Source organism: Stenotrophomonas sp. YJH_SMC_81 (assembly GCF_059370875.1).
In genome coordinates this window covers 104,841-131,614 of sequence record NZ_JCAFUB010000004.1, presented here as the reverse complement: position 1 = coordinate 131,614, position 26,774 = coordinate 104,841, and the positions used below count along the sequence as shown (strand labels likewise).

26 protein-coding genes are annotated in these 26,774 nt (G+C 67.4%); 21 read left to right on the top strand and 5 right to left on the bottom strand.

Going from position 1 to position 26,774, the window contains the following annotated elements; translation table 11 throughout:
• The first annotated feature begins 246 nt into the window (after nt 1-246).
• Nucleotides 247-1,662, top strand: coding sequence for a GGDEF domain-containing protein (locus AC5P8U_RS10085; RefSeq protein ID WP_188241159.1), 1,416 nt, complete (start codon nt 247-249; stop codon nt 1,660-1,662).
• Nucleotides 1,663-1,761: 99 nt separating this feature from the next.
• Here AC5P8U_RS10085 and AC5P8U_RS10080 read toward each other — a convergent pair whose 3' ends face one another.
• Entirely contained in the window at nt 1,762-2,979 is a 1,218-nt protein-coding gene (locus AC5P8U_RS10080; RefSeq protein WP_188241160.1) for an MFS transporter, read from the bottom strand.
• Between the two features lie 75 nt (nt 2,980-3,054).
• Here AC5P8U_RS10080 and AC5P8U_RS10075 point away from each other — a divergent pair, with 75 nt between their 5' ends.
• The 15 genes from AC5P8U_RS10075 (at nt 3,055) to map (ending at nt 15,695) form a co-directional block, all read left to right on the top strand.
• Nucleotides 3,055-3,504 (top strand): winged helix-turn-helix transcriptional regulator, encoded by a 450-nt coding sequence (locus AC5P8U_RS10075; RefSeq protein ID WP_072166856.1) that lies wholly within the window; start codon nt 3,055-3,057, stop codon nt 3,502-3,504.
• Between the two features lie 73 nt (nt 3,505-3,577).
• Complete coding sequence (locus AC5P8U_RS10070; RefSeq protein ID WP_072166857.1) at nt 3,578-4,705, top strand: metallophosphoesterase; 1,128 nt, start codon at nt 3,578-3,580, stop codon at nt 4,703-4,705.
• A gap of 132 nt (nt 4,706-4,837) precedes the next feature.
• Nucleotides 4,838-5,521 (top strand): response regulator, encoded by a 684-nt coding sequence (locus AC5P8U_RS10065; protein WP_008265770.1) that lies wholly within the window; start codon nt 4,838-4,840, stop codon nt 5,519-5,521.
• Nucleotides 5,518-6,897, top strand: a complete 1,380-nt coding sequence (locus AC5P8U_RS10060; RefSeq protein ID WP_447897062.1) for a sensor histidine kinase — start codon at nt 5,518-5,520, stop codon at nt 6,895-6,897. The genes AC5P8U_RS10065 and AC5P8U_RS10060 overlap by 4 nt, the downstream gene beginning before the upstream one ends.
• An 80-nt stretch (nt 6,898-6,977) precedes the next feature.
• Nucleotides 6,978-7,814 carry an alpha/beta hydrolase gene (locus AC5P8U_RS10055; RefSeq protein ID WP_005415777.1) on the top strand — a complete coding sequence of 279 codons (837 nt, stop codon included), beginning with the start codon at nt 6,978-6,980 and terminating at the stop codon, nt 7,812-7,814.
• Nucleotide 7,815: 1 nt separating this feature from the next.
• Nucleotides 7,816-8,175, top strand: coding sequence for an EamA family transporter (locus tag AC5P8U_RS10050; RefSeq protein ID WP_021202495.1), 360 nt, complete (start codon nt 7,816-7,818; stop codon nt 8,173-8,175).
• A complete protein-coding gene (locus AC5P8U_RS10045) occupies nt 8,172-8,570 on the top strand; it encodes a DMT family transporter (RefSeq protein WP_088496398.1) in 399 nt (132 codons plus the stop codon). The genes AC5P8U_RS10050 and AC5P8U_RS10045 overlap by 4 nt, the downstream gene beginning before the upstream one ends.
• A gap of 10 nt (nt 8,571-8,580) precedes the next feature.
• Nucleotides 8,581-9,783 carry a DegT/DnrJ/EryC1/StrS family aminotransferase gene (locus AC5P8U_RS10040; RefSeq protein WP_072166859.1) on the top strand — a complete coding sequence of 401 codons (1,203 nt, stop codon included), beginning with the start codon at nt 8,581-8,583 and terminating at the stop codon, nt 9,781-9,783.
• 174 nt (nt 9,784-9,957) lie between these two features.
• Complete coding sequence (locus tag AC5P8U_RS10035; RefSeq protein ID WP_227836641.1) at nt 9,958-10,674, top strand: MtnX-like HAD-IB family phosphatase; 717 nt, start codon at nt 9,958-9,960, stop codon at nt 10,672-10,674.
• A 64-nt stretch (nt 10,675-10,738) separates the two neighbouring features.
• Nucleotides 10,739-12,139 (top strand): aspartate aminotransferase family protein, encoded by a 1,401-nt coding sequence (locus tag AC5P8U_RS10030; RefSeq protein WP_061479537.1) that lies wholly within the window; start codon nt 10,739-10,741, stop codon nt 12,137-12,139.
• Nucleotides 12,140-12,167: 28 nt separating this feature from the next.
• Entirely contained in the window at nt 12,168-13,232 is a 1,065-nt protein-coding gene (locus tag AC5P8U_RS10025; protein ID WP_414607711.1) for a GNAT family N-acetyltransferase, read from the top strand.
• A gap of 3 nt (nt 13,233-13,235) precedes the next feature.
• Nucleotides 13,236-14,120, top strand: coding sequence for an arginase family protein (locus tag AC5P8U_RS10020; RefSeq protein ID WP_447897061.1), 885 nt, complete (start codon nt 13,236-13,238; stop codon nt 14,118-14,120).
• Between the two features lie 142 nt (nt 14,121-14,262).
• Nucleotides 14,263-14,622, top strand: coding sequence for a bleomycin resistance protein (locus AC5P8U_RS10015; RefSeq protein ID WP_072166862.1), 360 nt, complete (start codon nt 14,263-14,265; stop codon nt 14,620-14,622).
• A 67-nt stretch (nt 14,623-14,689) separates the two neighbouring features.
• Complete coding sequence (locus AC5P8U_RS10010; protein WP_005415768.1) at nt 14,690-14,902, top strand: ParD-like family protein; 213 nt, start codon at nt 14,690-14,692, stop codon at nt 14,900-14,902.
• A 10-nt stretch (nt 14,903-14,912) separates the two neighbouring features.
• Nucleotides 14,913-15,695 (top strand): type I methionyl aminopeptidase, encoded by a 783-nt coding sequence (gene map, locus AC5P8U_RS10005; RefSeq protein WP_172412105.1) that lies wholly within the window; start codon nt 14,913-14,915, stop codon nt 15,693-15,695.
• Here the strand turns inward: map and AC5P8U_RS10000 are convergent.
• Nucleotides 15,692-16,306, bottom strand: a complete 615-nt coding sequence (locus tag AC5P8U_RS10000) for a LysE/ArgO family amino acid transporter (protein WP_065186715.1) — start codon at nt 16,304-16,306, stop codon at nt 15,692-15,694. The two genes, map and AC5P8U_RS10000, sit on opposite strands and share 4 nt — an antisense overlap.
• A gap of 106 nt (nt 16,307-16,412) precedes the next feature.
• Between AC5P8U_RS10000 and AC5P8U_RS09995 the strand changes: the two genes are divergently transcribed.
• The 5 genes from AC5P8U_RS09995 to AC5P8U_RS09975 all read left to right on the top strand — a co-directional run bounded on the left by AC5P8U_RS09995 (nt 16,413) and on the right by AC5P8U_RS09975 (nt 22,087).
• The gene (locus AC5P8U_RS09995; RefSeq protein ID WP_053498160.1) at nt 16,413-17,306 is read left to right on the top strand and encodes a LysR family transcriptional regulator ArgP; all 894 of its coding nucleotides are present in this window, start codon (nt 16,413-16,415) and stop codon (nt 17,304-17,306) included.
• A gap of 78 nt (nt 17,307-17,384) precedes the next feature.
• The gene (locus tag AC5P8U_RS09990) at nt 17,385-18,791 is read left to right on the top strand and encodes a TolC family protein (protein ID WP_072166864.1); all 1,407 of its coding nucleotides are present in this window, start codon (nt 17,385-17,387) and stop codon (nt 18,789-18,791) included.
• Nucleotides 18,784-19,797, top strand: coding sequence for an HlyD family secretion protein (locus AC5P8U_RS09985; protein ID WP_088496392.1), 1,014 nt, complete (start codon nt 18,784-18,786; stop codon nt 19,795-19,797). Before AC5P8U_RS09990 ends, AC5P8U_RS09985 begins: the two co-directional genes overlap by 8 nt.
• A complete protein-coding gene (locus tag AC5P8U_RS09980) occupies nt 19,782-20,969 on the top strand; it encodes an ABC transporter permease (protein WP_072166866.1) in 1,188 nt (395 codons plus the stop codon). The genes AC5P8U_RS09985 and AC5P8U_RS09980 overlap by 16 nt, the downstream gene beginning before the upstream one ends.
• Nucleotides 20,966-22,087 carry an ABC transporter permease gene (locus tag AC5P8U_RS09975; protein ID WP_495214135.1) on the top strand — a complete coding sequence of 374 codons (1,122 nt, stop codon included), beginning with the start codon at nt 20,966-20,968 and terminating at the stop codon, nt 22,085-22,087. The genes AC5P8U_RS09980 and AC5P8U_RS09975 overlap by 4 nt, the downstream gene beginning before the upstream one ends.
• 51 nt (nt 22,088-22,138) lie before the next feature.
• Here the strand turns inward: AC5P8U_RS09975 and AC5P8U_RS09970 are convergent, their stop codons facing one another.
• The 3 genes from AC5P8U_RS09970 to AC5P8U_RS09960 all read right to left on the bottom strand — a co-directional run bounded on the left by AC5P8U_RS09970 (nt 22,139) and on the right by AC5P8U_RS09960 (nt 26,417).
• Nucleotides 22,139-23,431 (bottom strand): hypothetical protein, encoded by a 1,293-nt coding sequence (locus AC5P8U_RS09970; protein ID WP_181452519.1) that lies wholly within the window; start codon nt 23,429-23,431, stop codon nt 22,139-22,141.
• A gap of 226 nt (nt 23,432-23,657) precedes the next feature.
• A complete protein-coding gene (locus AC5P8U_RS09965; protein ID WP_005415760.1) occupies nt 23,658-24,026 on the bottom strand; it encodes a glycine zipper 2TM domain-containing protein in 369 nt (122 codons plus the stop codon).
• Nucleotides 24,027-24,194: 168 nt separating this feature from the next.
• Nucleotides 24,195-26,417 carry a methyl-accepting chemotaxis protein gene (locus AC5P8U_RS09960; RefSeq protein ID WP_227836638.1) on the bottom strand — a complete coding sequence of 741 codons (2,223 nt, stop codon included), beginning with the start codon at nt 26,415-26,417 and terminating at the stop codon, nt 24,195-24,197.
• Between the last annotated feature and the right edge of the window lie 357 nt (nt 26,418-26,774).

The following is a 26,774-nucleotide window of genomic DNA, read 5'->3' as shown; positions in this document are numbered from 1 at the left end:
GGGCTTGAGGCAACGACGAGGGGGAGGCGGAGCGTCGCTGCAGTCGCCTGCGGCCCGATCCGTGCGCGCATTCTCCCATCAATGCGAGTGATTCTCAAATGCGTTCGCTCATTGCTACCGCAGGCGTGATGTGACCTGCGTGCCGGACGACCCTGCATCGCGCTTAAACTGGCCGGCTTGCCCACCATCAACCGCACGCCACCGCGGCCGATACCCGTGGTTTGCCGTACGCAGTCAGAGATCGACGTGGAACCACCCCAACTGGACGATGCCAGCCAGCCGCTGGCCGAGGCCTGGCAGCACTGCCTGCAACAGGCCGGCCCTGCCGCCACCGCGCTGCTGCACGCCGCCGCAACCGATGCCCCGCCGGCGTTGGCCCAACGCTTCTACGAAGTGCTGTTGCAGGACGGGCGTGCACGCCGCTTCCTGTCCCACGATCAGGTCAAGCAACGCCTGCAACCGGCCATGCAGCGCTGGCTGGTGCAGCTGCTGACCACCGATGCCGACGGCATTGCCGCCACCGTTGCCTCGCAACGGGTGATCGGCGATGTGCATGCCCGGGTCGGCATTCCGGTCGACCTGGTCACCCGAGGCGCGCGCGTACTCAAGCACGAGCTGTTCGTGCGCCTGCGCGACGACGCGCCCGACAGCGCCACCGCGTTCGCCGCCATCGACTGCCTCAGCGCGATCATGGACATCGCCATGGAAGGCATGACCCTGGCCTACACCCATGCACGTGAGCGCTCCACCCGCGCCGATGCTGCCTACCGGTTGTTCTCGCTGGTGCAGAATGTCGGTACTGAACGCGAGCGTCAGCGTGCACTGCTGCTGGACTGGGAGAACGCCCTGCTGTACGCACTCGCCGGCCACGTGCAGGCCAGCGAAAGCGCCAGCCTGGCGACCTCGGAATTCGGCCTGTGGTTCACCCACAAGGGCATCCCCAGCTTCGGCGAGAGCAGCGAAACCCAGCAGGTCGGCCAACTGATGGCCCGCATCGACGGCAACCTGCAGCGGGCAAGCCATGACACCCCGGCGCAACGACTGGCGGTGCTGCCGGCCATCCGCGAGGACCTGGCCGCCATCCGTACCCTGATGACGCTGTTGTTCGAACGCATCGGTGAACTGGATGCCGGCAGCGATGCCCTGACCAACCTGCTCAACCGCCGCTTCCTGCCTACCGTGCTGCGCAGGGAGATCGAGCTGGCCACGCGCAACCGCACGCCGTTCTCGCTGCTGCTGCTCGACCTGGATCACTTCAAGGCGATCAACGACGGCCACGGCCACGATGCCGGCGACCGCGCGTTGCAGCACGTGGCCGGCCTGCTCGGCCAGCTGACCCGCGGCAGCGACTACCTGTTCCGCTACGGCGGCGAGGAGTTCGTGGTGGTGCTGGTTGCCGCCAGTGAGTCACAGGCCTCGGTGATCGCCGAGAGCCTGCGCCGGCAGATCGCGCAGTCGCCAGTGGCACTGGCCAACGGCCAGGTTCTGTCGCTGACTGCCAGCATCGGCGTGGCCGGCCATGATGGCCACCCGGACTACGAACGCTTGATGGCACGTGCCGACGCGGCGATGTACGAGGCCAAGCGCAGCGGCCGCAACCGCGTGGTGGTGGCCAGCGCCGACCTGCAGGAAGCGCCGGGGCGGCGCGCGTTGCAGCGCTGAACTGGCGGAAATGAAGAATCCCGGTGGCGGATAGAGTCGACTGTTAGTACTACCGCGCGCAGCGCGGAGCTTTTCGCCGTCGGAACGAGGAGCAGTCGACTAACAGTCGACTCTACCGATTCGCGCGGCAGCCGCTGCTTTCACCGCCCGCCTCCGCCACGCTGCCCACCACAGCAGCGCCAGCAGCGCGATGCCGGCGCCCAGCAGGCACACGGCAGGCCAGCCGTGCCGGGCGTGCACCCAGGGCCCGGCAGCCGCACCGGCACCACTACCCACCGCATAGAAGAGCATGTAAAGCGCCACCAGGCGTCCATGCTGCTCGCCCGGCGCGCGCAGCAGCAGCGCCTGGTTCGAGACATGCAGCGCCTGCCCACCCAGATCGAGCACGATCACGCCCAGCAGCAGCAACGACAGCGACTGCGGCAGGCCCAGCAGCGGCCACCACGCGACCAGCATCAACAGCAGCGCGCCAAGACTGACCCGATCGGCAAAACCGCGGTCCATCCAGTGCCCGACCCGCGACGCCATCAATGCACCTGCCACCCCAGCCAGGCCGAGCGCACCGATGGCCGCAGTGGACCACTGCAGCGGTGGGGCCGACAGCGGCAAGGGGGCCGCCGCCCAGAACACGTTGAGTCCGGCATACAGCAGCAACGCCAGTGGACCGCGCTCGCGCAGCGTTCGATCCCGGCGCAGCATGCCCAGCATCGAGCCGATCAGGTCGCGCCAACGCGGCGGCACCACGGGTATCGGCACCGCCGGCAGGCGCCGCCACAGCAGTGCGGCCAGGGTCGCCATCAGCGCTGCCGACAGCAGATAGACTGCTTGCCAGCCGGCAATGGCCGCCACCGTGCCGGACAGCACGCGCGCCAGCAGCAACCCGATGAACACCCCGCCCTGCACCACCCCCACCACGCGCCCGCGCTGCGCGGCCGGAGCCATCGCTGCCGTGTAGGCGATCAAGCCTTGGGTCAGCGCGGTGCCCAACAGCCCGGCCAGCAGCAGGCCCGACAACAGCCAACCGGCCGTGCGTGCCGCTGCCAGCCACAGCAGGGCCGCGACCAGTGCCGCCAGCTGCAGCCGCAGCAGGTGCCGCCGGTCACCGCGATCAGCCAGCGGCAGCAACCCGAGCAATGCCAGCACGCTGCCGGCCTGGGTCGCGGCCAGCACCGCGCCGGCAACCGCCCGCTCCAGCGCGAAGGCGTGTGCAAGCTGATCCAGCAGCGGCTGCGCGTAATAGACGTTGGCAACGCTGGCGCCGGCGGCAACCGCAAGCAGCACCAGCAGGGGGCGTGGAATCGGCATGGCATTCGTCATCTGGTTTCATATTGAAACCAGATGCAGGCTAGCTACTTTGGTTTTAAACTGCAACCACATAGGACGGAGACCGCCATGCACGCAGACAGCCCCTGCCCCGTTGCCCGCAGCGCCGACCTGCTCGGTGATCGCTGGGCACTGCTGGTGATCCGCGATGCCTTCGACGGCGTCAGCCGCTTCGGCGACTTCCAGCGCAGCCTGGGCGCCGCCCGCAACATCCTCAGCGATCGCCTGCGCAGGCTGGTCGAGGCCGGCATCCTGCAACTGCAACCGGCCTCCGACGGCTCGGCCTACCAGGAATACGTGCTCACCGCCGCGGGCCAGGCGCTGTTCCCGGTGCTGGTCGCGCTGCGCCAATGGGGTGAACGCCATCGCTTCGGTGCAGACGAAGCTCATTCGCAGCTGATCGAATCCAGCACGCGGCGACCGCTGCCGTACATGCAGCCGCGCGGGCGCGACGGTCGGCCCCTGCAGGCCGCCGCCACCCGTGTGCGCAAGCTCAGGGACGACGGGCACAGCGCCTGACCCGCCCATTCGCGCACACCGCGACCCGGTCGCGCCGGTTAGCATCGGATGTTTCCGCCGCCGGACAACGACGATGTCGCGCTATCGCTCTTCCCTGATGACCGCCCTGCTGCTGCCGTTGCTGGCCTGCAGCGCCGGAACCACGCAGGCCCGCGAGGTTGCCGCGCCCGCCGACCACGTGCAGGCCGATGGCCCCTATGTGTTCCGCCAGGGCGACCGGGTGCAGGCCAAGTGGATCTGCGCCGACAAGGTCGAATCGCGCACGCTTGCCTCCGGGGCAACAGGGACCGATATCGCACCGCGCTGCGGCTACGAACACACCGTGCATGTGGCTGCGCCGAATGCAGCCTCGGTCTCGGTGCTGCCGGCCACACCGCGCATCGTCGCGCTGTCCGACATTCACGGCCAGTACGGGTTGCTGGTGCGCCTGCTGCGTGCCCATCACGTGATCGACGCGCAGGATCGCTGGGCGCTGGGCAAGGACACGCTGGTCATCGCCGGCGACGTGTTCGACCGCGGCCCGCAGGTGACCGAGGCGTTCTGGCTGCTCTACGGCCTGCAGCAGCAGGCGGCCGCCGCCGGTGGCGCCGTGCACTTCGTGCTCGGCAACCACGAAACCATGGTGCTGTACGACGACCTGCGCTACGTCAACCCCAAGTACCTGCGCAGCGCCCAGCTGCTGGGCCGCAGCTACCCGCAGCTGTATGGCGCCGACTCGGTGATCGGGCAGTGGCTGCGCACCCGACCGGTACTGCTGAAGATCGGCGATACCCTGTTCCTGCACGGCGGCATCTCGCCCGAGGCGGTGCAGCTGGCGCTGGACCCGGCACGCACCAACGCGGCCTACCAGGCCTCGCTGGGCCTGCCCAAGGCCGAAGTGAAGGCCGACCCGGCCACCGCACCGCTGTATGACGGCAAGACCAGCCCGATCTGGTACCGCGGCTATTTCGATGGCCGCCTTGACACCGCGGGTGTGCAGGCCGTGCTCGACCGCCTGCAGCTCAAGCGCATCGTGGTCGGCCATACGTCGATGCCACACGTCAGCAGCTTCCACGGCGACCGCGTGATCGCCATCGACAGCAGCATCAAGAACGGCGAGAACGGCGAACTGCTGTTCATCGAGGAGGGCAAGCTCAGCCGTGGCCTGCTGGATGGCTCCCGGATGCCGCTGGCGCTGGGTGAGCCGGGGCTGCAGGACTGAATGGAGGGACAGCGTGACGGCGCCGGGAGGTGCCGGCGCGCTCCACCTTCACCCGGTTTGCGGCTACCCTTCGGCAGCCGAGAGGCCCGCCCCGTCCAGCCGGTGGGCCTGACCGTTACAGGAGCCCCGCGCATGCGCGTTCTGATTGCTGAAGACGACCCGGACATCGCCTCCGGCCTGTGCGCCTCGCTGCGCCGGCAGGGGCACGTGGTCGACCACGTCGACAACGGTGCGCACGCCGATGCAGCACTGGGCTCGACCCAGTATGCACTGCTGGTGCTGGACCTGGGGCTGCCGCAACTGGATGGCCGCGACGTGCTGCAACGACTGCGCCAGCGTGGCGATGGCCTGGCGGTGCTGGTGGTGACCGCGCGTGACGGCCTGGCCGAGCGGGTGCGCGTGCTCGACCTCGGTGCCGACGACTACCTGGTCAAGCCGTTCGCACTGGATGAATTCGAAGCCCGCGTGCGTGCACAGCTGCGGCGGGTCACCAGCAATGGCAATCCGGACCTGCGCATCGGCCGCTTGCGCCTGGACCTGGCCGGGCACCGTGTATGGATCGACGACCAATCACTTGAACTGACCGCACGCGAGTTCGGCCTGCTGTCGGCGCTGGCGGTGCGTGCAGAGCGCATCGTGTCACGCGCGCAACTGGTGGAAGCGCTGTGCGACTGGGGCCAGGACCTGACCGACAACGGCCTGGACATCGCCCTGCACCGCCTGCGCCGCAAGCTGCAGCCGGGCGGCATGGGCATCCGCACCGTGCGCGGGCTGGGCTACATGCTGGAAGATGCGCAGGACGACAGCGCCCCGTGATCAGTGGACCGCCCAGCCTGCGCCGGCGCCTGCTCGCCTTCCTGGCGTTGCCGATGCTGGGCCTTCTCACCTTCAATACGATCCTGGCCTATTACGTTGCGCTGGACTATTCCAACCGCATCCACGACCGCAACCTGATCGACGACACGCACTCGTTCGCGCAGATGCTGAGCACCATGCCGGTGACCAGCGACCTGTCTCCGCAGGCGCGCTTCCTGATCGAGTACGAACCCGACGGCCATCGCTATTTCAACGTCGACAGCAGCCGCCAGGGGACGCTCAGCGGCAATGCAGATTTCAGTGCCTACGCGCCTTCGCAGGAATGCACCGGCGTGGACCCCACCCTGTACGATGGCATTCTCAACGGCCAGCCGGTGCGCATGGCCACCGTCTGCACGCGTGCGATGAACGATCCGCAGGACCAGCTGGCGGTGACCGTGGCCGAAAGCATGGCCGAACGACGCCAGCGCGCGCGAGAGATCCTGATGATCATCATCCCGCTGATGACCATGCTGGCGCTGGGCACTGCCGCGCTGGTCTGGTTCGGGGTGACCCATGGCCTGCGCATCCTGACCCCGCTGAGGACCCGCCTGGCACAGCGCCGCGGCGAACTGGCGCGGATCTCCGACGCCGACGTGCCGGAGGAAATCCAGCCACTGATCAGCACCATCGACGATCTGTTTGCCCGCCAGGCGGAAATGATCACCCTGCAGAACCGTTTCATCGCCGACGCCGCGCACCAGCTGCGCTCGCCGTTGGCCGGCATGGCCCTGCACGTGGACCAGGCACTGGCGCATGGCGACCCGGACACGGTGCGCGAGGCACTGCAGCACATCCGCCGGCTCAACCAGCGCACCGCGCGGGTCAGCACCCAGCTGCTGGCGCTGAGCCGGGCCCAGACCGTGCCGGAGACGGTGGAGGCACTGGACCTGTGCGAACGGGTGCCGCAGTGGGTCGGTACACGCGTGCCTGAAGCGATCCGCGATGGCATCGATCTGGGTTACCGCGGCAGCCCCCAGCCGCTGCGCGTGCTCGGCAACGGTGCCCAGCTGCAGGAAGCACTGGACAACCTGATCGACAATGCGCTGCGCTATGCCGGCCGCGATGCGACCGTCACCGTCGGCGTGCACGCGCTGGATGACAATGACGTCGAACTGTACGTGGAGGACAACGGGCCCGGCGTACCCGAGGACGTGATGCCGCGGCTGGGTGAGCGCTTCTTCCGCGCCCCCGGCACCACCGCCAGCGGCACCGGCCTGGGCCTGGCCATCGCCCACGAGGCGGTGGAGCACTTCGGCGGGCGCCTGACCTTCCTCAACCGCCCCGGCGGCGGACTCAAGGTCGCCATCACACTGCCGCTGCTGAAGGCCCCCTGACCCGGACCGGGGCGCTGAAAGGCTGGCGAAAATCGCGGTTGCGATCCTGACCCTCCCCACTGCCGTCCCGGAGCCGCCAGGTGACCGACTCGCACGACTTCTTCCTCCCCGGTGGCCCGCAGGGCGTGCTGCTGGTTCACGGCCTGACCGGTACCCCGGCGGAAATGCGCATGCTGGGCAAAGGGCTGAACAACGCCGGCTTCACCGTACACGGCGTGCAGCTGCCCGGCCATTGTGGCACCGTGGATGACCTGCTGGCGACCACCTGGGAACAGTGGTACCAGGGCGTGGAAGATGCGGCGGCAAGCCTGCGCGGCAAGGTCGACCAGCTGTTCGTCGGTGGCCTGTCGATGGGCGCGGTGCTGTCGCTGGCACTTGCTGCTCGACGACCGGACTGGGTGTCCGGCGTCGGCGTGTATGGCGCCACGTTCCGCTACGACGGCTGGAACATACCCGCTGTCGCCCGCCTCTCGTTCCTGCTGCCGTGGTTCAAGCGCTTCAACATCGGCCGCGACCGCATGTTCATGGAAGAACCGCCGTACGGCCTGCGCGACGAGCGCCTGCGTGCGCAGGTCAGCGCCGCCATGCTGTCCGGCGACAGCGCGGCGGCAGGCCTTCCGGGCAATCCCTGGCACGCGCTGGCCGAGATGCGTGCGCTGAGCAACTGGACCCGCCGCCACCTGCACCAGGTCACCGCCCCGTGCCTGGTGATGCACGCGCGCGAAGACGACGTGGCCAGCATGGGCAATGCCGAACTGGTGATGTCGCGGGTCAGTGGCCCGAAGGAACTGGTGGTGCTGGAGGACAGCTACCACATGATCACGATCGACCGCGAACGCCGCGAGGTGATCCGCCGCAGCGCGCGCTTCTTCACCGGGATCGGTGAACGCAGCGGCGTCCTCAAGGCGGTGGCCTGAGATGGGGGCACTTGCCACGCTGCTGTGGCTGGCCAATGTCGTGCTCGATACCGGTGGCCAGCTCGCCTTCAAGGCCGCCGCCAGCGACCCGCAGGAGGGCGAGGGACTGCAGCGCTGGAAGCACATGCTCAGCCGCCCCTGGCTGTGGATCGGCATCGCCTGTTACGTGCTTGAGTTCGTCGCCTGGATCGCCTTCCTGTCACTGGTTCCGCTGTCCAAGGGCGTGCTGCTGGGCTCGATCAACATCGTGGCGCTGATGATCGCCGGCCGCATCCTGTTCCGCGAGAAGCTCACGCCATTGCGGGTGACCGGGATGCTGCTGGTCACAGCCGGCGTGGCGGTGGTGGGGGCCGGCTCATGAGGCGCCTGTATGTGATCGGTTTTCCGCTGCTGATGGCCTTCGACACGCTGGCCCAGCTGTGCTTCAAGTACGCCGGTGAGGCGGCCCTGCCGGTCGAGGCCAACACCGCCTGGCTGCTGCGCGTGCTGTCGCAACCATGGGTGTACGGCGCCGTCCTGGGCTACGTGGGTGCGTTCTTCACCTGGATGAGCCTGCTGCGGCATGCGCCGATCGGCCCCGCATTCGCTGCCTCGCACCTGGAAGTGATCAGCGTGCTGCTGCTGTCGGCGTGGCTGTTGAACGAGCCACTGACCCTGCACCACCTGGTAGGTGCGGTCCTGATCGTGGCCGGCATCGTCTGCCTCGGTCGCGCGGAAGCGGACGACCCGCACAGCCCCGCCGAAAGCACCTCGTGAGCGGGCTGCGATGAGCCTGTTCGCGCGCGAACTGCCACCGACCGCCGGCCTGCCGATGCAGGCCACCGACTTCCTTCCCGGTGGTGGTGACCTGCGCGGGATCCTGGCCAACCAGCTGGGCACGCCGCCGCTGCAGCTGACCTGTTCCGGCACGCACGCGCTGCTGATCGCCCTGCGCACCTTGCGCAAGCGCGCGCCCAGGCGCGACACGGTGATCATGCCGGCCTACACCTGTCCGCTGGTGCCGATCGCGGTGCACAGCCTCGGCCTGCGCGTGCAGCTGTGCGATACCCGGCGCGGCCACTTCGACTTCGATCCCGGCCAGCTCGAACGGTTGGCCGATGCGCGTACGTTGGCCATCCTGCCAACCCACCTCGGCGGTCGCATCGCCGATGTCGAACGGGCCTGCGACATCGCCAGCAGCGCCGGCGCCTGGGTCATCGAAGATGCCGCACAGGCGCTGGGCGCACGGGTGGGCAACAGCAGTGTCGGCCTGCGTGGCGACATCGGATTCTTCAGCCTGGCCGCCGGCAAGGGGCTGAGCCTGCACGAAGGCGGCCTGCTGGTCAGCCGCGATGACGAACTGCGCGCCGAACTGGCCGAGCATGCCGCCGAACAGGTGCGCTTCAACCTGCGCTGGGAGCTGCTTCGCAGTGTGCAGCTGCTTGGCCTTGCCGCCTGCTATCGCCCCTCGCTGCTGTCGCTGGTGTACGGCAATCCGCTGCGCAGCGCACTGCAGCGTGGCGATCTGGAAGACGCGGTCGGTGACATTTTCCCGCTGGACATACCGCAGCACCGGGTCAGTCGATGGCGACAGAACATCGGTGCCCATGCCGCGCGGCGATTGCCGGCGTTCCTGCAGGCCGGGCGCCTGCGCGCACTGCAGTTGCGCGTGCAGCTGGCACAACTGCCGGCGGTGGAGGTGGTCGATGGCCTGGCCGGCACCGGCGGCACCTGGCCGATGCTGATGCTGCTGCTGCCCAGCCAGCGCGCGCGCGATGCCGCGCTGGACGACCTGTGGCCGCGCGGCCTCGGTGCCAGCCGCATGTTCATCCATGCCCTGCCCGACTACGCCTACCTGCGTGGCATCGTGCCGCAGGAGGACGTGCCCAATGCACGTGACTTCGCCGCACGCATGCTCACCCTTGGCAACAGCGCTTGGCAGACCCGTGAGGAGACGGCCGAAATACTGCAGGTCCTGGCCCGCGCCTGACCCGCACGTGCATGCGTGGCCTGCGCTCCGCGCATTCATCCATGTACTTTCCTGAACGCTTTCCCAGCCCGTCAAAAGCGCCTTTCAACAGGAAAGGAACGAGAAAGGCGGCCTGCCTACATTGAGCCTGCCCCGGCAATGTGCCGGACGCCTTTCTCATCGACGGACCTGCCCATGCGCTGGAGCATCCTGTGTGACTTCGACGGCACCATCAGCCTCGAAGATGTCATCGACTCGCTGCTGGAAAAGTACGGCCAGCCGGGCTGGCAGGAACTGGAAGACCAGTGGAAGGCGGGAAAGATCGGCTCGCGTGAATGCATGCAGGGCCAGGTGCGGCTGCTGGAACTGGATCCGGCCACGCTTGATGCCCATCTGGACCAGGTGCAGATCGATCCAGGTTTCGTCGCCTTCGTCGCTCGCACCGAGCAGCTGGGCCTGCCACTGCGCATCGTCAGCGACGGCCTGGACTATGCGATCCATCGCATCCTCGCCAACCACGGCCTGGCGCAGCTGCCGGTGGTGGCCAACCATCTGCGCTGGTGCGATGACCACTGGGAACTGGAATCGCCCTACCAGGCCGAAGGCTGCCGCAGTGGCACCTGCAAATGCACCTGTGCCGCACAGGCGCGCGCCAACGAAGCGCCGCGCGTGCTGATGATCGGCGACGGCAGTTCGGATTTCTGCGTATCCGAAGACGCCGACTTCGTGTTCGCCAAGCGCCGCCTGATTACCCATTGCACGAATGCCGGCATCGAGCATGCCGCCATCGACACCTTCCACGATGCAATCGCACTGCTGCCGCGCTTGCTCGATGGCAGCCTGCTGCAGCCACGTCGCCTCGACGCCAGCCCGCAGCCCGCCGCACTGCCCCTGCTGCTGGCCACCGCCTGAGCACTCCTTTGCAGGCGCGCTCCCCTGTTACCCCTTTCGAACGTCCTTCACGGAACCGAACTGCATGAACATTTTTGACAAGAACGCCGCCGCCGCTGCCTCCGATGCGCAGCTGCTGGCCGACGAAGCCCGCTACAGCTCCTTCGGCGATACCGTCCACTACGTCGATCCGCCTAAGATCTTCCAGCGCGGCGAAGGCAGCTACATGTTCGACGGCGCAGGCGTGCCCTACCTCGACCTGCAGATGTGGTACTCGGCGTGCAACTTCGGCTACAGCAACAAGCGCCTGAACGATGCACTGAAGGACCAGATCGACACCCTGCCGCAGGTCGCCAGCCAGTACCTGCACCCGACCCGCGTGCAGCTGGCCAAGACCATTGCCGTGGACATGCACGAGAAGTTCGGCCTCGACGGCCGCGTGCACTTCAACGTTGGCGGTGCGCAGGCCATTGAAGACTCGCTGAAGATCGTGCGCAACGCGCGCGGCGGCAAGAGCCTGATGTTCGCCTTCGAGGGCGGCTACCACGGCCGCACCCTGGGTGCGTCGTCGATCACCTCCAGCTACCGCTACCGCCGCCGCTACGGCCACTTCGGCGAGCGCGCGATGTTCATCCCGTTCCCGTACCCCTTCCGTCGCCCGAAGGGCATGACCCCGGACGAGTACTCCGACCACTGCGTGTGGCAGTTCGAGCGCCTGTTCGAAAGCGAGTACAACGGCGTGTGGGATCCCAAGGTCGGCCAGGCCGAGTACGCCGCGTTCTACGTCGAGCCGATCCAGGGCACCGGTGGCTACGTCATCCCGCCGCGCAACTTCTTCACCGGCCTCAAGCGCGTGCTGGACAAGTACGGCATCCTGATGGTCGTCGATGAAATCCAGATGGGCTTCTGGCGCACCGGCAAGCTGTGGTCGATCGAGCACTTCGGCGTGACCCCGGACGTGCTGGTGTTCGGCAAGGCGCTGACCAACGGCCTGAACCCGCTGTCGGGCCTGTGGGCGCGCGAAGAGCTGATCAACCCGACCGTGTTCCCGCCGGGCTCCACCCACTCCACCTTCAACTCCAACCCACTGGGCACCCGCCTGGGCCTGGAAGTGCTGAAGCTGGGCAAGGAAATGGATTACGAGCGCACCGTGCCGGAAAAGGGCGCGTACTTCCTCGACGGCCTGCGCGGCCTGCAGAAGCGCCACCCGGAAATCGGCGACGTCGACGGCCTGGGCCTGGCGCTGCGTGCGGAAATCTGCCAGGCCGACGGCTACACCCCGAACAAGGAGCTGCTGGACCGCATGGTCGACATCGGCCTGGCCGGTGACCTGCTGCACGACGGCAAGCGCATGGGCCTCGTGCTCGACGTGGGTGGCTGGTACAAGAACGTGATCACCTTCGCGCCGTCGCTGGACATCAGCTACGAAGAGATCGACCTGGCGATCACCCTGCTCGACCAGGCGCTGACCAAGGCCAAGGGCTGAGGTCGATGCGCTGCCGGTTCCCGTGCCGATGGAAATGACGTCACGCGCATCCAGCACCGCGCTGGAACCGGCCGCGCTGCTGGAGGGCTTCCTGGCCCACCCGCCGCTCGGATTCGAGGCGGGCCGCCTTCCCAGCGGCCTGCCGACCTTCCGTGCGCCGTTGGACCTGACCACCACGATGGACGACGAACTGCGCGGCAGGCTGCTCGGCCTGCCGCTGTCGCGCCTGTGGCGGCCTTGGATCACCTGGAAGACGCGCTTCGTCGGTGCCACCAGCACCGAGTACACCCCGTTGCCGGCGCACGTGGCGCCGGAGGCGCTGGCCGAGGACGTGACACGTCACGCGATCGGCGATACCCGGCTGCTGGTGGTGAAGGACCTGGCGATCGATTCACCGCTGCTGGACGACGCCGCCAACGCACACAGCGGCGCCTTCCTGCAGGCGCTGCTGGCACGCGGCTTCGTCGAACTGGAAGGCATGCCGCTGGCCTGGGTGGCGATCGATTTCGATTCGCTCGAGGACTATCTCGGCCGCCTGTCATCCTCGCGCCGCAAGAACATCCGTCGCAAGCTGCGTTCGCGCGATGACCTGCAGATCGACTGCATCGCCACCGGCAACCCGGCCCTGGCCGACCCGCAACTGCAGGCCGAACTGTACGCGCTGTACCTGGGCGTATACGCGCAGAGCGCGGTGCATTTCGACCAGCTCGACCTGCCCTATTTCCAGTACCTGCTGGCCGACAGCCAGGGTCAGGGACGGATGTTCCTGTACCGCCACCAGGGCCGGCTGATCGGCTGGAACCTGTGCTACGTGCATGCCGGCAAACTGGTGGACAAGTACATCGGCCTGGCCTATCCGCAGTCGCGCGAGCACAACCTGTACGCGGTCAGCTGGATGCACAACCTCGAGTACGCGCAGCAGCACGGCCTGAGCCACTACGTGGCCGGCTGGACCGACTCGCGGATCAAGGCCGAGCTGGGCGCCCGCTTCACCTCCACCCGGCACGCGATCCACGCACGCTCCCCGCTGCTGCGCGCCGCCCTGCGCAAGCTGGCCCCGCACCTGCAGGGCGAACCTGATGGAGGCGGTTGAACGATGCCGTTGCGTTCCCCGCTGATCCTGGACCTGGACGGTGGCGTGCTGCCGCTGCCACAGGCGCAGACCCTGGCCCTGCCGCAGTGGCACGATCCGCTGCGCTTCGCCTGCAGCAATGCCATCCTCGACCGTTTCGCCGCTGACGTGCTGGCACCACTGCCGGCCCAGCTCGGAACCGTCATGCTCGGCAGCGGCGACTTCCACCACCTCACCCTGCCACTGCTGCGCCGCATGCATGGGCAGGCCCCGTTCCAGCTGGTGGTGCTGGACAACCATCCGGACAACATGCGGTTCCCGCTCGGCATGCACTGCGGCTCGTGGGTGAACGCCGCCAGCAAGCTGCCGCAGATCTCGCACATCCATGTGCTCGGCATCACTTCCAGCGACATCGGCCTCGGTCATGCCTGGGAGAACCACTGGCGACCGCTGATGGGTGGATGCCTGACGTACTGGTGCATGGACGTGGACGTGGGCTGGGGCCACCGCCTCGGCATGGGCCGTGCGTTCCGACGCTTCGAGCACCCGGAAGCACTGGTCGCCGCGTTCGCCGCCGAGCAGGCCACATCCCCACAGCCGACCTACCTGTCGATCGACAAGGATGTATTCGCCGAGGACGTTGCGCGCAGCAACTGGGACCAGGGCCGCTTCCAGCTGGAACACGCACTGGTGGTGATCGAAGCACTGCGCGCCGGTGGCCTGGTCGGCAGTGACATCACCGGCGAAGTCTCGCTGGCGAACTACCAGAGCCGCTTCAAGCGCTGGTTGTCGTCGCTGGATGGCCAACCGGACATCAGCGCCGATGATCTTCCCGTCTGGCAGGCGCGTCACCAGCAGGTCAACCGCGAGCTGCTGGCGGCAATCGCCGCCGCACCGACGGCCTGCTGACCGCGTCGGCAATGCCGGCCGTTGGCCGGCGTGGCTTCGGTAGTGCCGGCCGCTGGCCGGCAACCTCGTTGTTCCCGGGCTCACAGGAATGCCGGCCAGCGGCCGGCACTACACTGGGCTCCTGTCCCCAAGAGCCGCCGCCATGCCCCAGACCGTCATCCCGCAACTGCGCATGCGCCACGCCGACACCACCCTGCCGTTCTACGTGCAGGGGCTGGGTTTCGTGGTCGACTGGGAACACCGCTTCGAGTCCGGCTTCCCGCTGTTCGCCCAACTCACCCGCGATGGCCAGACGATCTTCCTCACCGAGCACAGCGGTGACTGCGAGGTCGGCGGCGCGGTGTACTTCATCGTCGACGACGTCGACAGCCTGTACCGCGCCTTCAGCGCCGCCAACGTGCCGATCGAGCAGCCACCGCATGACACCGACTGGGGCAGCCGCGAAATGCTGCTGCGCGACCCCGACGGCAACCGCCTGCGCTTTGCCACCCACCTGGACTGAACAACGCGGGCTTGAGGAGGATATACGAAACATATACGCTTCGTATATTCCCACTCCAGGACCGCCGATGGGCATCGTCAACATCGATGACACCCTGCACGACCAGCTGCGCCGTGCCTGCACCGTCTCCAGCCGCTCGATCAACGCCCAGGCCAACTTCTGGATCCGGGTCGGCATGCTGTGCGAAATGAATCCCACGCTGAGCTTCCAGGACATCGTCGCCAGCGAACTGCGGGCTGCCGGCGTGCAGCCGCCGCTGCTGGCACCGGGACAGGTCTGAGCAGATGGCGATCATCAAGCGCCCCGACGAGATCGCGCTGATGGCCGAATCCGGGCGCCTGCTTGCGCAGGTGTTCGCCGCGCTCGACCGGCTGCCACTGCAGGGCCGCAGCACGATGGAGATCAACGATTTCGTCGAACGCATGATCGTTGACGAGCTGCAGGCGCGGCCGGCCAGCAAGGGCCAGTACGGCTTCCCGTACGTGCTCAACGCCTCGATCGACAACGTGATCTGCCACGGCGTACCCAGCACCACCGACGTGCTGCGTAACGGCCAGATCGTCAACCTCGACATCACCCTGGAGAAGAACGGCTACATCGCCGACTCCAGCACCACCTACCTGGTGGGCGAGGTCGACTACGCCGCGCGCAGGCTGGTGCGGACCGCCTACCAGGCGATGTGGAAAGGCATCGCTGCGGTGCGCCCCGGTGCACGCCTGGGCGACATCGGCCACGCCATCGCCCGCCACGCGCGCAGCCACGGCTACAGCGTGGTGAAGGAATACTGCGGCCATGGCATCGGCCAGGAAATGCACGAGGAACCGCAGATCCTGCACTACGGCCATCCCAACACCGGCAGGGTGCTGGAGGAGGGCATGGTGTTCACCATCGAGCCGATGCTCAACCAGGGCAAGCCGGCCATCCGCCAGCAGCCGGACCAATGGCCGGTCTACACCCGCGACGGCAAGCTGTCGGCGCAGTTCGAGCACACGGTGGCGGTCACCCGCAACGGTGTGCGCGTACTGACCCTGCGCCCCGGCGAAACGCCATTGTGCGCGGTGGATACGGCCTAGAGCGGACGCAACAGAAGCACTGTTGCCAGGCAGAACATGAAGATCGCGACGCCCCCATCCAGCACCCGCCAGGCGTCCGGCCTGCGGAACACCGGCTGCAACAGGCGCGCGCCATAGCCCAGCGTGCAGAACCAGGCCACGCTGGCGGCGCACGCACCGGCGGCGAACGCCCAGCGCAGGTCACCCGGGTAACGCGTGGACAGGCTGCCCAGCAGCACCACCGTATCCAGATAGACATGCGGGTTGAGCAGGGTGAACGCCAGGCAGGTCAGCAGCACCTGCCGTCCGCTGCCGCCCTGCGCCTCGGTGGCGGCCAGTACGCCACCACCGCGCCACGCACGCAGTCCCGCCTGCACGCCATACCAGAGCAGGAACGCCGCACCACCGAAGCGCAGCACCTGCAGCAGCAACGGCCACTGCAGCACCAGCGCGCCCATGCCACCGACGCCGGCCAGGATCAACGCGATGTCCGCGCCGGCGCAGGCCAGCACCACCCTGCCCACATGCCGCTGCTGCAGGCCCTGGCGCAGCACGAAGGCATTCTGTGCGCCGATGGCGATGATCAGGCCGGCACCTGCGAACAGGCCGGCGGCGGTAGCGGCGATCCACATCAGGACAGGCCAGGCAGCGAGGGGACACGCAGGGTGAGGCCAATGGCGATGTTTAGACAATCTGATTTTTCTTTATCCTGTGCAGGAAAACTGAAGGGGCACCGGCATGGATCTGGTACATCCACAATTGGCCGCATTCGCTGCGGTGCTGGAAGAAGGCAGCTTCGAGGCCGCGGCACGCCGCCTGTCGATCAGCCCATCAGCACTGTCGCAACGGATCAAGGCGCTGGAAGACAGGCTCGGGCAGGTCCTGGTGGTGCGCCAGGCACCCTGCCGACCGACCGCAGCGGGGGAAGCGCTGCTGCGCCGGGTACGCCCGATGCAGGCACTGGAAGCCGAGGCGCTGGCCGAGCTGCTACCCGAGCGTGGCAACGACGCTGCCCGTACGCCCATCCCCCTGGCGGTCAACGACGACTCGCTTGATACCTGGTTCGTGCCCGCCATCGCCGACCTGCACCAGCGCCATGGCTACCTGTTCGACCTGCGCATGGACGACCAGGACCACACCCTGCAGTTGCTGCGCGATGGCAGCGTGCTCGGCGCAGTGACCGCCGAAAGCCAGCCGGTGAAGGGCTGCAACGTGCACCCGCTCGGCGCCATGCGTTACCACGCGATCGCTTCGCCCGGCTTCGCCCGCCAGTACTTCAACGATGGCATGCAGGCCGCGGCCCTGGCGCGCGCACCGATGCTGGTGTTCAACCGCAAGGATGAACTGCAATGGCGTTTCGTGCGGCGCCTGACCCGCGCGCGACTGCAGCCGCCGCTACACTACCTGCCCTCTTCCACCGGTTTCGTCGAAGCCGCCGCGTGCGGACTCGGTTGGGGCATGGCCCCGGAAACCCTGGTCGCGCCCGCCGTGCGCGCCGGCCGCGTGGTGGTACTGGAACCCCGCCGCTGGCTGGATGTGCCGCTGTACTGGCAACATGCCGCCGTGCGCTCAAGCACGCTGCAGCACATCACCCAGGCGCTGCGCACTGCAGCCAGCGGCACCCTTCGTTGAGGACAATCGGATGACCGCAGACTCGGGCTTCACGCCGCGCGCACTACCGTTTGCGCACTTCTTTACCACTGGGACGGCATGGGCGTGATCGGCCGACGTACAAGGATGCACCGCGCGAAGGCCGCGCTGGCGCTGGTGCTGGCGACCTGCCTGCCAACCGCTGCGTCCGCGCAGAACAGCAACGACGCCCCCGCATTGGACTGGGAACAGGCACGCCAACGCCTGGAGCAGGTCTCCGATGCGCTGGCGGCCGCAGATGCAGCGGTACGCAACAAGCAGGACCTGCAGGACGCCACGCGCCTGCTGCGCCTGCCGGAGATCACCGGCGAAGTGCGCCGCCTGCAGTTCCAGAAGACCCTGACCCTGCCACTGGGTTCGCTGGCGCCCGTGGCTGAAGCCTTCGGTATCGATTCGCCGCTGTCGTTCACCGAGCGCGACTGGCGTACACGCCCGGTAGTGACCGCGGTGCTGCCGCTGTACACCGGCGGCGTGATCCCGGCCGCGCAACGTGCGGCCAGCGCCGCCCATGAGCAGGCCAACGCCGAGCGCGAGGCGCAGCGCCAATCATTGACCGTGCAGCTGGCTCAGGCCTACTTCGGCCAGCGCCTGGCCGAGCAGGCGGTGGACGTGCGCCGCGACGTGCGCGACGGCCTCAACCGCCACCTGTCCGATGCAGAAAAGCTGGAACGCGAGGGCTTTGCCACCCGCGCCCAGCGCCTGCAGGCCACCGTGGCCCGCGACAAGGCCGAGCGCGAATACCAGAAGACGGTGAACGATCTGGCTACGCTGAAGGCCGCGCTGGCCACGCTGCTGCGCAGTGGTGGCGAGGTGCAGCCGGTGTCGCCGCTGTTCGTGCAGCGCGTGCCGCTGGAACCGGTGACCAGCTTCGAGCGCACCGCGCAGGCGCGCCAGCCGCAGATCGCGCGCTTGCGCGCGATGGTTGCGCAGGCCGAACAGGGCGTGCGCGTGCAGCAGGCCAAGCTGAAGCCGCAGATCTTCGCCTTCGGCCAGTACGACTTCCGCCGCCGCGACGAAATGCTGACCGACCCGGACTGGGCGTTCGGCATCGGGCTGAAGTACACCTTCCTGTCGCCGAACTCGCGGCCGGCGCAGATCAGCGCCGCGCGTGCGCAGCAGGAGCAGGCCGAAGCGGGCCTGCGCGAGGCCGAGAACCAGGTCGCACTGGGCGTGCGCAAGGCCTGGAACGAACTTGAGACCGCGCGCCAGCAGTTCGTGCTGCTCGACAGCAGCATCGCCCAGGCACAGGAAAACCTGCGCCTGCAGGAGCTGGCATTCCGCGAAGGCCAGGCCACCTCGCTGGATGTGATCGATGCGCGGCTCGGCCTGGGCGGCGCCCGTGTCGAGCGCGCACAGGCCGCCTACCAATACGACATTGCGCTGGCACAGTTGCTGGAGATCAGTGGACAGATGGACCGTTTCGAAGAATTCCGGCGGCGTGCGGACGAGGTGATCGACCATGAGTGATGTGCTGCACGACGATGCGACGACGCCCCCCGGCAAGCGGCGGCTGGGACCGATCCTGCTGGTGGTCCTGCTGGTCGCGGTGGTGCTCGGCCTGTGGCTGGCCTGGCGCAGCCCGGCCGACCAGATCCAGGGCATGGCCGATGCGGACACGATCAACGTGGCCGCCAAGATCACCGCACGCGTGGCCCAGCTGAAGGTGCGCGAGGGCGATCGCGTGCAGCCCGGGCAGGTGCTGTTCCTGCTCGACAGCCCCGAAGTGGCTGCCAAGGAACAGCAGGCGCACGGCGCATTGGCGGCTGCGCAGGCGGTGGCCGACAAGGCCGACGAAGGCGCGCGCAGCGAAGACATCCGCGCCGCCGAAGCGAACTGGAAGCGCGCCGAAGCCGGCGCGACACTGGCCGAAGCCACCTACCGGCGCGTGCAGAACCTGTTCAACGAAGGGGTGATGACCCGGCAGAAGCGCGATGAAGCGCATGCCCAGGCCACCAGTTCGCGCGAACTGGCCCGCGCCGCCCGCGCGCAGTACGACATGGCATTGGCCGGCGCCCGCGAGCAGGACAAGCGTGCCGCGCAGGGCCAGGTACAGCAGGCGCAGGGCGCGGTGGCCGAGGTCAACGCCGCGCGAGCCGAAGTGGAAGGACGCGCGCCGGTGGCGGGCGAGATCAACAAGCGCATGGCCGACCCGGGCGAGCTGGTGCCAGCCGGCTATCCCGTGTTCACCCTGGTCGACATCGACCGCATGTGGGTGGCGATGAACCTGCGCGAATCGCAGATGCAGGGCCTGAAGGTCGGCAGCAAGCTGCAGGGCAGCGTGCCGGCGCTGGGCCTGGATGGCGAGTTCGAGGTCTACTTCATCAATCCGGCCGGCGACTACGCAACCTGGCGTACCACCCGCCAGTCGTCCGGCTATGACGTCCGCAGCTTCGAGGTGCGGGTGCGCCCGGTACGCCGCATCGAGGGCTTCCGCCCCGGCATGAGCGTGCTGTTCGCATGGCCCCAGCACTGAGCCCGGACCGCAACGGCTTCGCCGCTTCGTGGCGGCGCGAGCTGCAGTCGCTGCGCGGCAACCGTGCCGACCTGCTGCTGGTCACCGTGCTGCCACTGCTGATGCTGGTCGTGATGGCATGGATGTTCACGCCGTCGGTGATGCGCGATATCCCGATTGCTGTGGTCGACCTTGACCACAGCAGTGACAGCCGCCTGCTGCTGCGCATGCTCGACGCCAGTCCCGGCGTACGCGTCGCCAGCCAACCAGCGGACCTGGAGGAGGCACGATCGCAGCTGCGCAGCCTGGACGTGTTCGCCATCGTGCTGGTGCCGCGCGATGTCACCCGGCAGGCGCTGCGTGGGCGCCAGGGCACGGTGTTCGCCTATTACAACGCCACCTACATGACCACCGGCCAGTCGGCGTCGCGCGACATCGGCGACGCGGTTTCCGCATGGAACGCACGCCTGCTGCGCGAGCGCATCGGCCTGCAGGTCGGCCCGGGCAAGCTGCGCGCGGCGCCGATCGCGGTGCAGTCGGACATCCTCTACAACCCGGCGCGCAGCTACGAATTGTTCCTGCTGCCACTGATCTTCCCGGCGGTGCTGTCACTGGTACTGGCACTTGCCGTGGCCGGCAGCCTCGGCCGCGAGATCCGCGATGGCACCCTGCCCGCCTGGCTGGCTCGCACGCCGTGGTCGGCGATTGCCGGCAAGGTCGCGCCGTACCTCCTGCTGTTCTCGCTGTATGGCGCGCTCGGCATCGGCTACCTGGCGTGGCTGCGCGGCGATGGTGTGGCCGGCAGCGTGCTTTTGCTGCTGCTCGCGCAGCCGTTGTTCTACCTGGCCACGGCCGCCTACGCGCTGTTCTTCGTCGGCGTCACCCGCGACATGGGCACCGCGTTGTCTGCGGTCGGTCTGAGCATCGGCACCGCACTGGCGTTCTCCAGCGCTACCTTCCCGGTGCTGGACGGGCCGTTGTTTACCCGCGTCTGGCACCAGCTGCTGCCGTTGAGCGCCTACATCAAGCTGCAGACCCAGCAGCAGTTCATCGGCTCGCCGCTGCAGGTTTCGGCATGGCCGCTGGCTACGCTGCTGTTGATGACGGTGGTGGCCGGTGGCATCGGCGGCCTGCGCCTGATCGCCTTTGCACGCACGCCTGCCGCCGCACAATCCGCAGGGGCTGACGCATGAGCATACTCTGGCGCAGCCTGCGGCAGACCCTGATGGCGGTGCTGTGCGACCGCTACGCGATCGTGGTGATGGTCGGTGCGGTGATCCTGTATTCGTTCTTCTATCCAGCCGCCTACCGGCACCAGGTGGCCGGCAACCTGCCGGTGCTGGTGGTGGACGAAGACCATAGCGCGACCAGCCGCGAGCTGCTGCGCAAGCTCGACGCACTGCGCGTTGCGCGCGTGGTCGGGCAACCGGCGGACGTCGACAGCGCACGCCAGCAGCTCGAAGCCGGCCACGCCGAAGGCATCGTCGTGATCCCGGCCAACCTGGAGCGCGACATCCTGCGCGGCCATCCGGCCAAGCTGGTATTGCTTGGCAACGGTGCCTACCTGGGCCGCGCCAGTTGGGTGCTGGGCAGCGTAGCTGATGCGCTGGGTGCGTTCGGGCGTGATGCGGTGGTCGGCCAGGCCGCCTTCATGGGTGCGCCGCAGGCACCGCCGGTCACCCTGGTGCAGCGCCCGCTGTACAACACGCAGGAAGGCTATGGCAGCGCCATCGTGCCCGGCGTGGCCGAGCTGATCGTGCACCAGACGCTGTTGATGGGCATCGGCGTTCTGCTCGGCGGCCGCCGCCTCGCACTGGGCCGGCGCCTGCGCTTCGACCTGCCGACGCTGGCCGGCATGGCGTTGGGCTTCGGCCTGATCGGCCTGTTCGGCCTGTTCTGGTACGCCGGTTTCACTGCCTGGGTGCAGGACTATCCGCGCGGCGGCAACCCGATGGGCCAGCTGCTGGGCGGCACCTTGTTCATCGCCACCACCGTGGTCTTCGGCCTGTTCGTCGGCAGCTTCTTCCGCACCCGCGAGCGCGCCTTCCAGTACATCATCGCCACCTCCATCCCGCTGTTTTTCCTGGCCAACCTGTCGTGGCCGGCGGTGATGACGCCGCAACCGCTGGTCTGGCTGGCACAGCTGCTGCCGACCACCTCGGGCATCAACCTGATGGTGCGCCTGAACCAGATGGACGCCCGCCTGGCCGACATCAGCCACGAACTGATCACCCTCACCGTCCTGCTGCTGCTCTACGGTAGCCTCGCCACCTGGCGCCTCCTCGCCAAAAAAGGGGACGGAGGGAATTAAGTCGTAAGCGGCCTGTTCAAGCGGCGCGGCATGGCCGCTTTGATCCATCGTTTATGGATCCGGGGCATACCAGAACGGGATGCGGAACGCGCGGCGCCGTCCGGCCCCCCGCTCGCCGCCTGCAGCATTCCACACCAGTTCCAGGTCATGGCGTCCGGGTGCGAGCCCCCGGGTAGGCAGGTACCCCACCAGGCCGCGCATATCCAGGTCACGCCGCTCCATGGGCACGAAGCCATGCAGGTCGACCGGGGCGCCGTCCAGCTTGACCTGCCAGAGCCGGGAAAGGCACTCCACTGCGGCATTGGCGGCCTGTTGCCCGGTGGCCTCATTGCGCGCGTCCGGAAGTGCGGTGCAATGCTGGCGCGCCAGCGGATTGTCGCGTTGCGGGCGATGCGGAATGAACAAACGAAGCTGCGCACCGCTGATCGTGTCCGACGGGATCATCGGGTACGGCAGCAGCTGGTCATGCGCCGAACGCATCGATTCGTAATGCGCACTCAGCATGCCGTGCTCAACCGCCGCTTCCGTGACGATCTGGTAACGGTTGAACAGCGAGAACTTCAACGACGCCATCACCTGCACGGCCGCCAGCAGCATCGCTACCAGCACCGCGAACAGGTAGGCCGCCATGAACGAACGCGAGCGCAGGTTGCTCTGCATGGTCAGCTGCATGGTCTGCATCAGGCGCAACAGCGGAACCCGTTGCAGTGCCGCCAGCATGCCCTGCAGCAGTCGCTGCGGTCGCTCATGGGGTTGCCCGCGCGCCTGCCGCCGCGCCACGATCTTCTCCAGGATCCCGGGGGTAACAGCCAGCGCCAACATTGCGGCCAGCACAGTGCACAGGGCGAGCATGGCGACATGATCGGCGCCGCCGGACAGCGCGCCGATCACCATCGACACACCAAGCGTCAGGACGGCCAATACCAGGGTGCCCGCCAATGTCTGTACGGCAAGCAGGGTGGTCGAGAACAGCATCGTCGCCAGCCGGTCGGCACGTTCGATGCTGCCATCGAGGCCTCCGTCCCGGGCCTGCAGGAAGGCGCGCGTGACCGCCCCCATTCTTGGCAGGCGGTCCCAGTCAATGCCATCGGGGAAATGCGACCTGAGGCCGATCAGCCCGATCCAGTAGCCGCGCACCGTGAGGTGGATGATCAAGGCCACTGCCAGCACATAGCACATGCCGACACTGATGCTGAAACCGAACCAGAGCATCTGGAAGTACATGCCTTCGGTGTGCAGGCTGCTGCGCGCCCAGGCGTCGAACAGATAACCCGGCACGGCCAGCAGCGCAAACGCCAGCAGGCCCGAAATGAAGAGCTCGAGTTCATCGGTGCGATCACGCACCCGATGGGGATGGGCAGTCGCTTCCGGTATCGGGTCATGCCTTGCGAGCGGTGCCGGTTGGGGAGCTGGAGCCGATTCGTTCACTGGACATTCATCCGTTGAGTCGGCGCAGTATAGGCACGACGCCGGAGTCAGCGATACAGGTCCGGAACGAAGAACGCCGGCGCGGGGCCGGCGTTCGAGTACTGCGATGTGCAAGGGGGGAACGGGCGCTGTCGGCAACCGATCAACGATAGACGCGCTCGCAACGGCGCTCGACCACGCGGTCGCCGTTCTTCTGCTGGCTGTTGCCCTGGATCTGGCGACCGGCCGCACCACCGGCCACGGCACCGGCCACGGTAGCGAGCTTCTTGCCATTGCCGCCGCCCACCTGGTTGCCCAGCAGGCCGCCGATCACTGCACCCGTGGCCGTACCCGCAATGCGGTTCGGATCGCGCGAGTTGCGCTGCACTTCCACGTTCTTGCAGACCACGCGGCTGCCGTCATTGAACTTGCGTCCCTCATCGCGCGGGCCATAGGTCTGCGCGCCGGCCACCGACGAAGCCGCCAGCAGGGTGCCCAGCACAAGCAATCGGGTCGAGGTCTTCATGGCCATCTCCTGAGTTCCGGTATGACGCAAGTTTCCTCCTGCGGTTGGCAACCGGAAGTGAAATGCGCGTGTCCGCCACCTCATCGGCCATCGCGCGTTCAGGAAGAAAGTTGCGCCCATCGCGATCAGCCATCGCAATGGGCGCCGTCTCCCTACCGACATGCCACGTTCCAGCTAGAACTCTTCCCAACCACCGGCATTGGCCGCCAGTGTCGGCTCGATGCGCGGCGACAGTGCCGCCGGCCTGCGCACCGGAGTAACCGTCGCGGCCACCGCAGCCAGGGCCGGACGCACGGCTGCAACCGCGGTTGCCGCACCGGTGCGGAACACCGATACCGCCTCGGCCAGCAGGTTGGCCTGCTCCGCCATGGAGCGTGCCGCCGCGCTGGCTTCTTCCACCAGCGCCGCATTCTGCTGCGTGGTCTCGTCCATCTGCACCACCGCCTGGTTGACCTGTTCGATGCCCGAGCTCTGCTCCTGCGACGCGGCAGAGATCTCGGCCATGATGTCGGTCACGCGCTGCACCGACGCCACGATCTCGCCCATTGTGGTGCCTGCCTGGCGGACCAGCGCCGATCCATCGGCGACCTTGCCGACCGAATCCTCGATCAGGCCCTTGATCTCCTTGGCCGCACCGGCCGAGCGCTGTGCCAGTGTGCGCACCTCACTGGCCACCACCGCAAAGCCCCTGCCCTGCTCGCCGGCACGCGCGGCTTCCACCGCCGCGTTCAAGGCCAGGATGTTGGTCTGGAAGGCGATGCCGTCGATGACGCTGATGATCTCGGCGATCTTCTTCGACGAGGCTTCGATGGCCGACATCGTGGTGACCACCTGTCCGACCACCTCGCCGCCCTGCGAGGCGACACCATGCGCGCCGATCGCGAGCTGGTTGGCCTGGCGTGCGTGCTCGGCGTTCTGCTTCACGGTGGAGGTCAGCTCCTCCATCGACGCCGCCGTCTCTTCCAGGTTTGCCGCCTGCTGTTCGGTACGCCGCGACAGATCGGTGTTGCCCGAGGCAATCTCTCCTGCTGCCAGGTTGATGCTGGACGCACTGGACTGGATGCGGCCGACAATCTGCTTGAGCTGATCGACGGTGGCATTGCAGTCATCGCGCATGCGGGCGAACACGCCGTGGAAATCACCTTGCATGCGTACGGTGAGGTCACCGCGCGAAATCGCCTGCAGCAGGGTCGACACCTGTACCAGGTTCTGGTCGGTGGTCTGCATCAAGCGATTGAGCCCGGCCACCATGTCGCGGAAATCGTAGGCGAAGCGATCTTCATCGCCGCGCAGGCTGAAGTCGCCCGCCGCCGCGGCCGTCGCCAGCCGGCGGATCTCGCCGTTGATCGCAGACAGGCTGGTCTTGGTCTCGTCCATTGCCTGGGTAATCGCCGCCTTCTCGCCCGGCAGCGGATCCATGTCCACCGACAGGTCGCCACGGGCGTAATGCTTCATCACTTCGATCAGCCGGTTCTGCACCTGCACGTGCGAGCCGACCAGCGCGTTCGTCTCGTGCACCATGCGCCCGTAGTCGCCGGGGAACGCACTCTCGTCCATGCGATAGCTGAGGCTGCCGGCATCGTGCTGGCGGGCCAGCTCGCCCTGCGCCGCCATCACCGACTGCAACTGCGCCTGCATGCGCTGCATCGACCTGAGCAGCTGCGTCACCTCATCGTTGCCGGACGCGTCGATGCTGTTGTCCAGCCGCCCGTTGGCGATGCCGTCGGCCAGCTTCACCGCACCTTCCAGCGGGCAGGTCAGGCTGCGGGTGATGGCCCACGCGGCCAGCGAGCCCAGCATCAGGCTCAGCACACCGAACACGATCGACAGCGTGCCGGTCCAGGACTCGGTTGAACGGTATTCCTCGCGGCTGCGCGCGGTCAGTGTCTCCTGATGCCGCAGCAGGGTCGAGATCGTCTCGTTCCATGCGGTAGCCAGGCCGTGCTCGGCGAGCAGTTCCTTGCCCGCACCGTCGAAATCACCCGCCTTCATGCGCTCGTGCAGATGCTGGGTGGAGGCGTCGGTGGCCTTGCGTGCCGCGTCGATCTTCGCCACCAGGGCATCGCCGGTGGCGTCGCGTGGAATCTTGATGTACTTGGCCCAGATACCATCGTAGGTCTGCGACAGCTCCTGCGCCTTCTGATAATCCTTGTCGAAATCCTCGCCGCGCTTGATCACCATCAGCCGGCGGTGCATCAACACCGCGTTGTTGGTATCCAGCATCTCGTTCAACAGCCGCATCTTCACCATGTTGACGTCCACCACTTTCGAGAACTGGGCGGACTTCAGATGGTTTCCGTACAGCGCCAGGCCGACGATGGCCACGATGAACAGCAGCAGCAAACCGAACCCGGCACCCAGCCGGGGTCCCACTCGGAGGTTGCGTAAGGCGAGCATCTCAATTCCCTTGATCATGGCCGTACGATCGATGGCGGCGCAGGCAGGGGAAACTTTATGGGCCGATTATTATTATATCGATCCAAAACTCTGGAACTGTGCAGACAGGTGTGAAATAGGACGACTCACGAGGGCTTTCTATCCATAAGGTATATCGCCACGGGTAGCGAGATGGGATCAGACAGGGACCTGCCAGCCCGTTGCGCGGCATTACGGGGTAGCTGGCCCCGGGAAGACCAGATCCTTCCCGAGCCTTGCCGTATAGACGCTCTCGAACTGGAAGGAGAGCACAAACCGGAACCCGCACGCCGCAGCGTAACGCTTGATGAAGTGACAGATTTCCTCCCAGGCGCTTTT

Coding starts and splice junctions, on each gene's coding strand:
- AC5P8U_RS10000 (WP_065186715.1), bottom strand. CDS start 16,306: ATGTGGATCGCCGCTACCGCCGCCGGCCTGTTCGCAGGTGCCGGCCTG.
- AC5P8U_RS10065 (WP_008265770.1), top strand. CDS start 4,838: ATGCGCGTTCTGATTGCTGAAGACGACCCGGACATCGCCTCCGGCCTG.
- AC5P8U_RS09995 (WP_053498160.1), top strand. CDS start 16,413: ATGGATCTGGTACATCCACAATTGGCCGCATTCGCTGCGGTGCTGGAA.
- AC5P8U_RS10010 (WP_005415768.1), top strand. CDS start 14,690: ATGGGCATCGTCAACATCGATGACACCCTGCACGACCAGCTGCGCCGT.
- AC5P8U_RS10020 (WP_447897061.1), top strand. CDS start 13,236: ATGCCGTTGCGTTCCCCGCTGATCCTGGACCTGGACGGTGGCGTGCTG.
- AC5P8U_RS10070 (WP_072166857.1), top strand. CDS start 3,578: ATGTCGCGCTATCGCTCTTCCCTGATGACCGCCCTGCTGCTGCCGTTG.
- AC5P8U_RS09990 (WP_072166864.1), top strand. CDS start 17,385: ATGGGCGTGATCGGCCGACGTACAAGGATGCACCGCGCGAAGGCCGCG.
- AC5P8U_RS09980 (WP_072166866.1), top strand. CDS start 19,782: ATGGCCCCAGCACTGAGCCCGGACCGCAACGGCTTCGCCGCTTCGTGG.
- AC5P8U_RS09975 (WP_495214135.1), top strand. CDS start 20,966: ATGAGCATACTCTGGCGCAGCCTGCGGCAGACCCTGATGGCGGTGCTG.
- AC5P8U_RS10025 (WP_414607711.1), top strand. CDS start 12,168: ATGGAAATGACGTCACGCGCATCCAGCACCGCGCTGGAACCGGCCGCG.
- AC5P8U_RS10075 (WP_072166856.1), top strand. CDS start 3,055: ATGCACGCAGACAGCCCCTGCCCCGTTGCCCGCAGCGCCGACCTGCTC.
- AC5P8U_RS09965 (WP_005415760.1), bottom strand. CDS start 24,026: ATGGCCATGAAGACCTCGACCCGATTGCTTGTGCTGGGCACCCTGCTG.
- AC5P8U_RS09960 (WP_227836638.1), bottom strand. CDS start 26,417: ATGCTCGCCTTACGCAACCTCCGAGTGGGACCCCGGCTGGGTGCCGGG.
- AC5P8U_RS10015 (WP_072166862.1), top strand. CDS start 14,263: ATGCCCCAGACCGTCATCCCGCAACTGCGCATGCGCCACGCCGACACC.
- AC5P8U_RS10050 (WP_021202495.1), top strand. CDS start 7,816: ATGGGGGCACTTGCCACGCTGCTGTGGCTGGCCAATGTCGTGCTCGAT.
- AC5P8U_RS10045 (WP_088496398.1), top strand. CDS start 8,172: ATGAGGCGCCTGTATGTGATCGGTTTTCCGCTGCTGATGGCCTTCGAC.
- AC5P8U_RS09985 (WP_088496392.1), top strand. CDS start 18,784: ATGAGTGATGTGCTGCACGACGATGCGACGACGCCCCCCGGCAAGCGG.
- AC5P8U_RS10080 (WP_188241160.1), bottom strand. CDS start 2,979: ATGACGAATGCCATGCCGATTCCACGCCCCCTGCTGGTGCTGCTTGCG.
- AC5P8U_RS10035 (WP_227836641.1), top strand. CDS start 9,958: ATGCGCTGGAGCATCCTGTGTGACTTCGACGGCACCATCAGCCTCGAA.
- AC5P8U_RS10040 (WP_072166859.1), top strand. CDS start 8,581: ATGAGCCTGTTCGCGCGCGAACTGCCACCGACCGCCGGCCTGCCGATG.
- AC5P8U_RS10030 (WP_061479537.1), top strand. CDS start 10,739: ATGAACATTTTTGACAAGAACGCCGCCGCCGCTGCCTCCGATGCGCAG.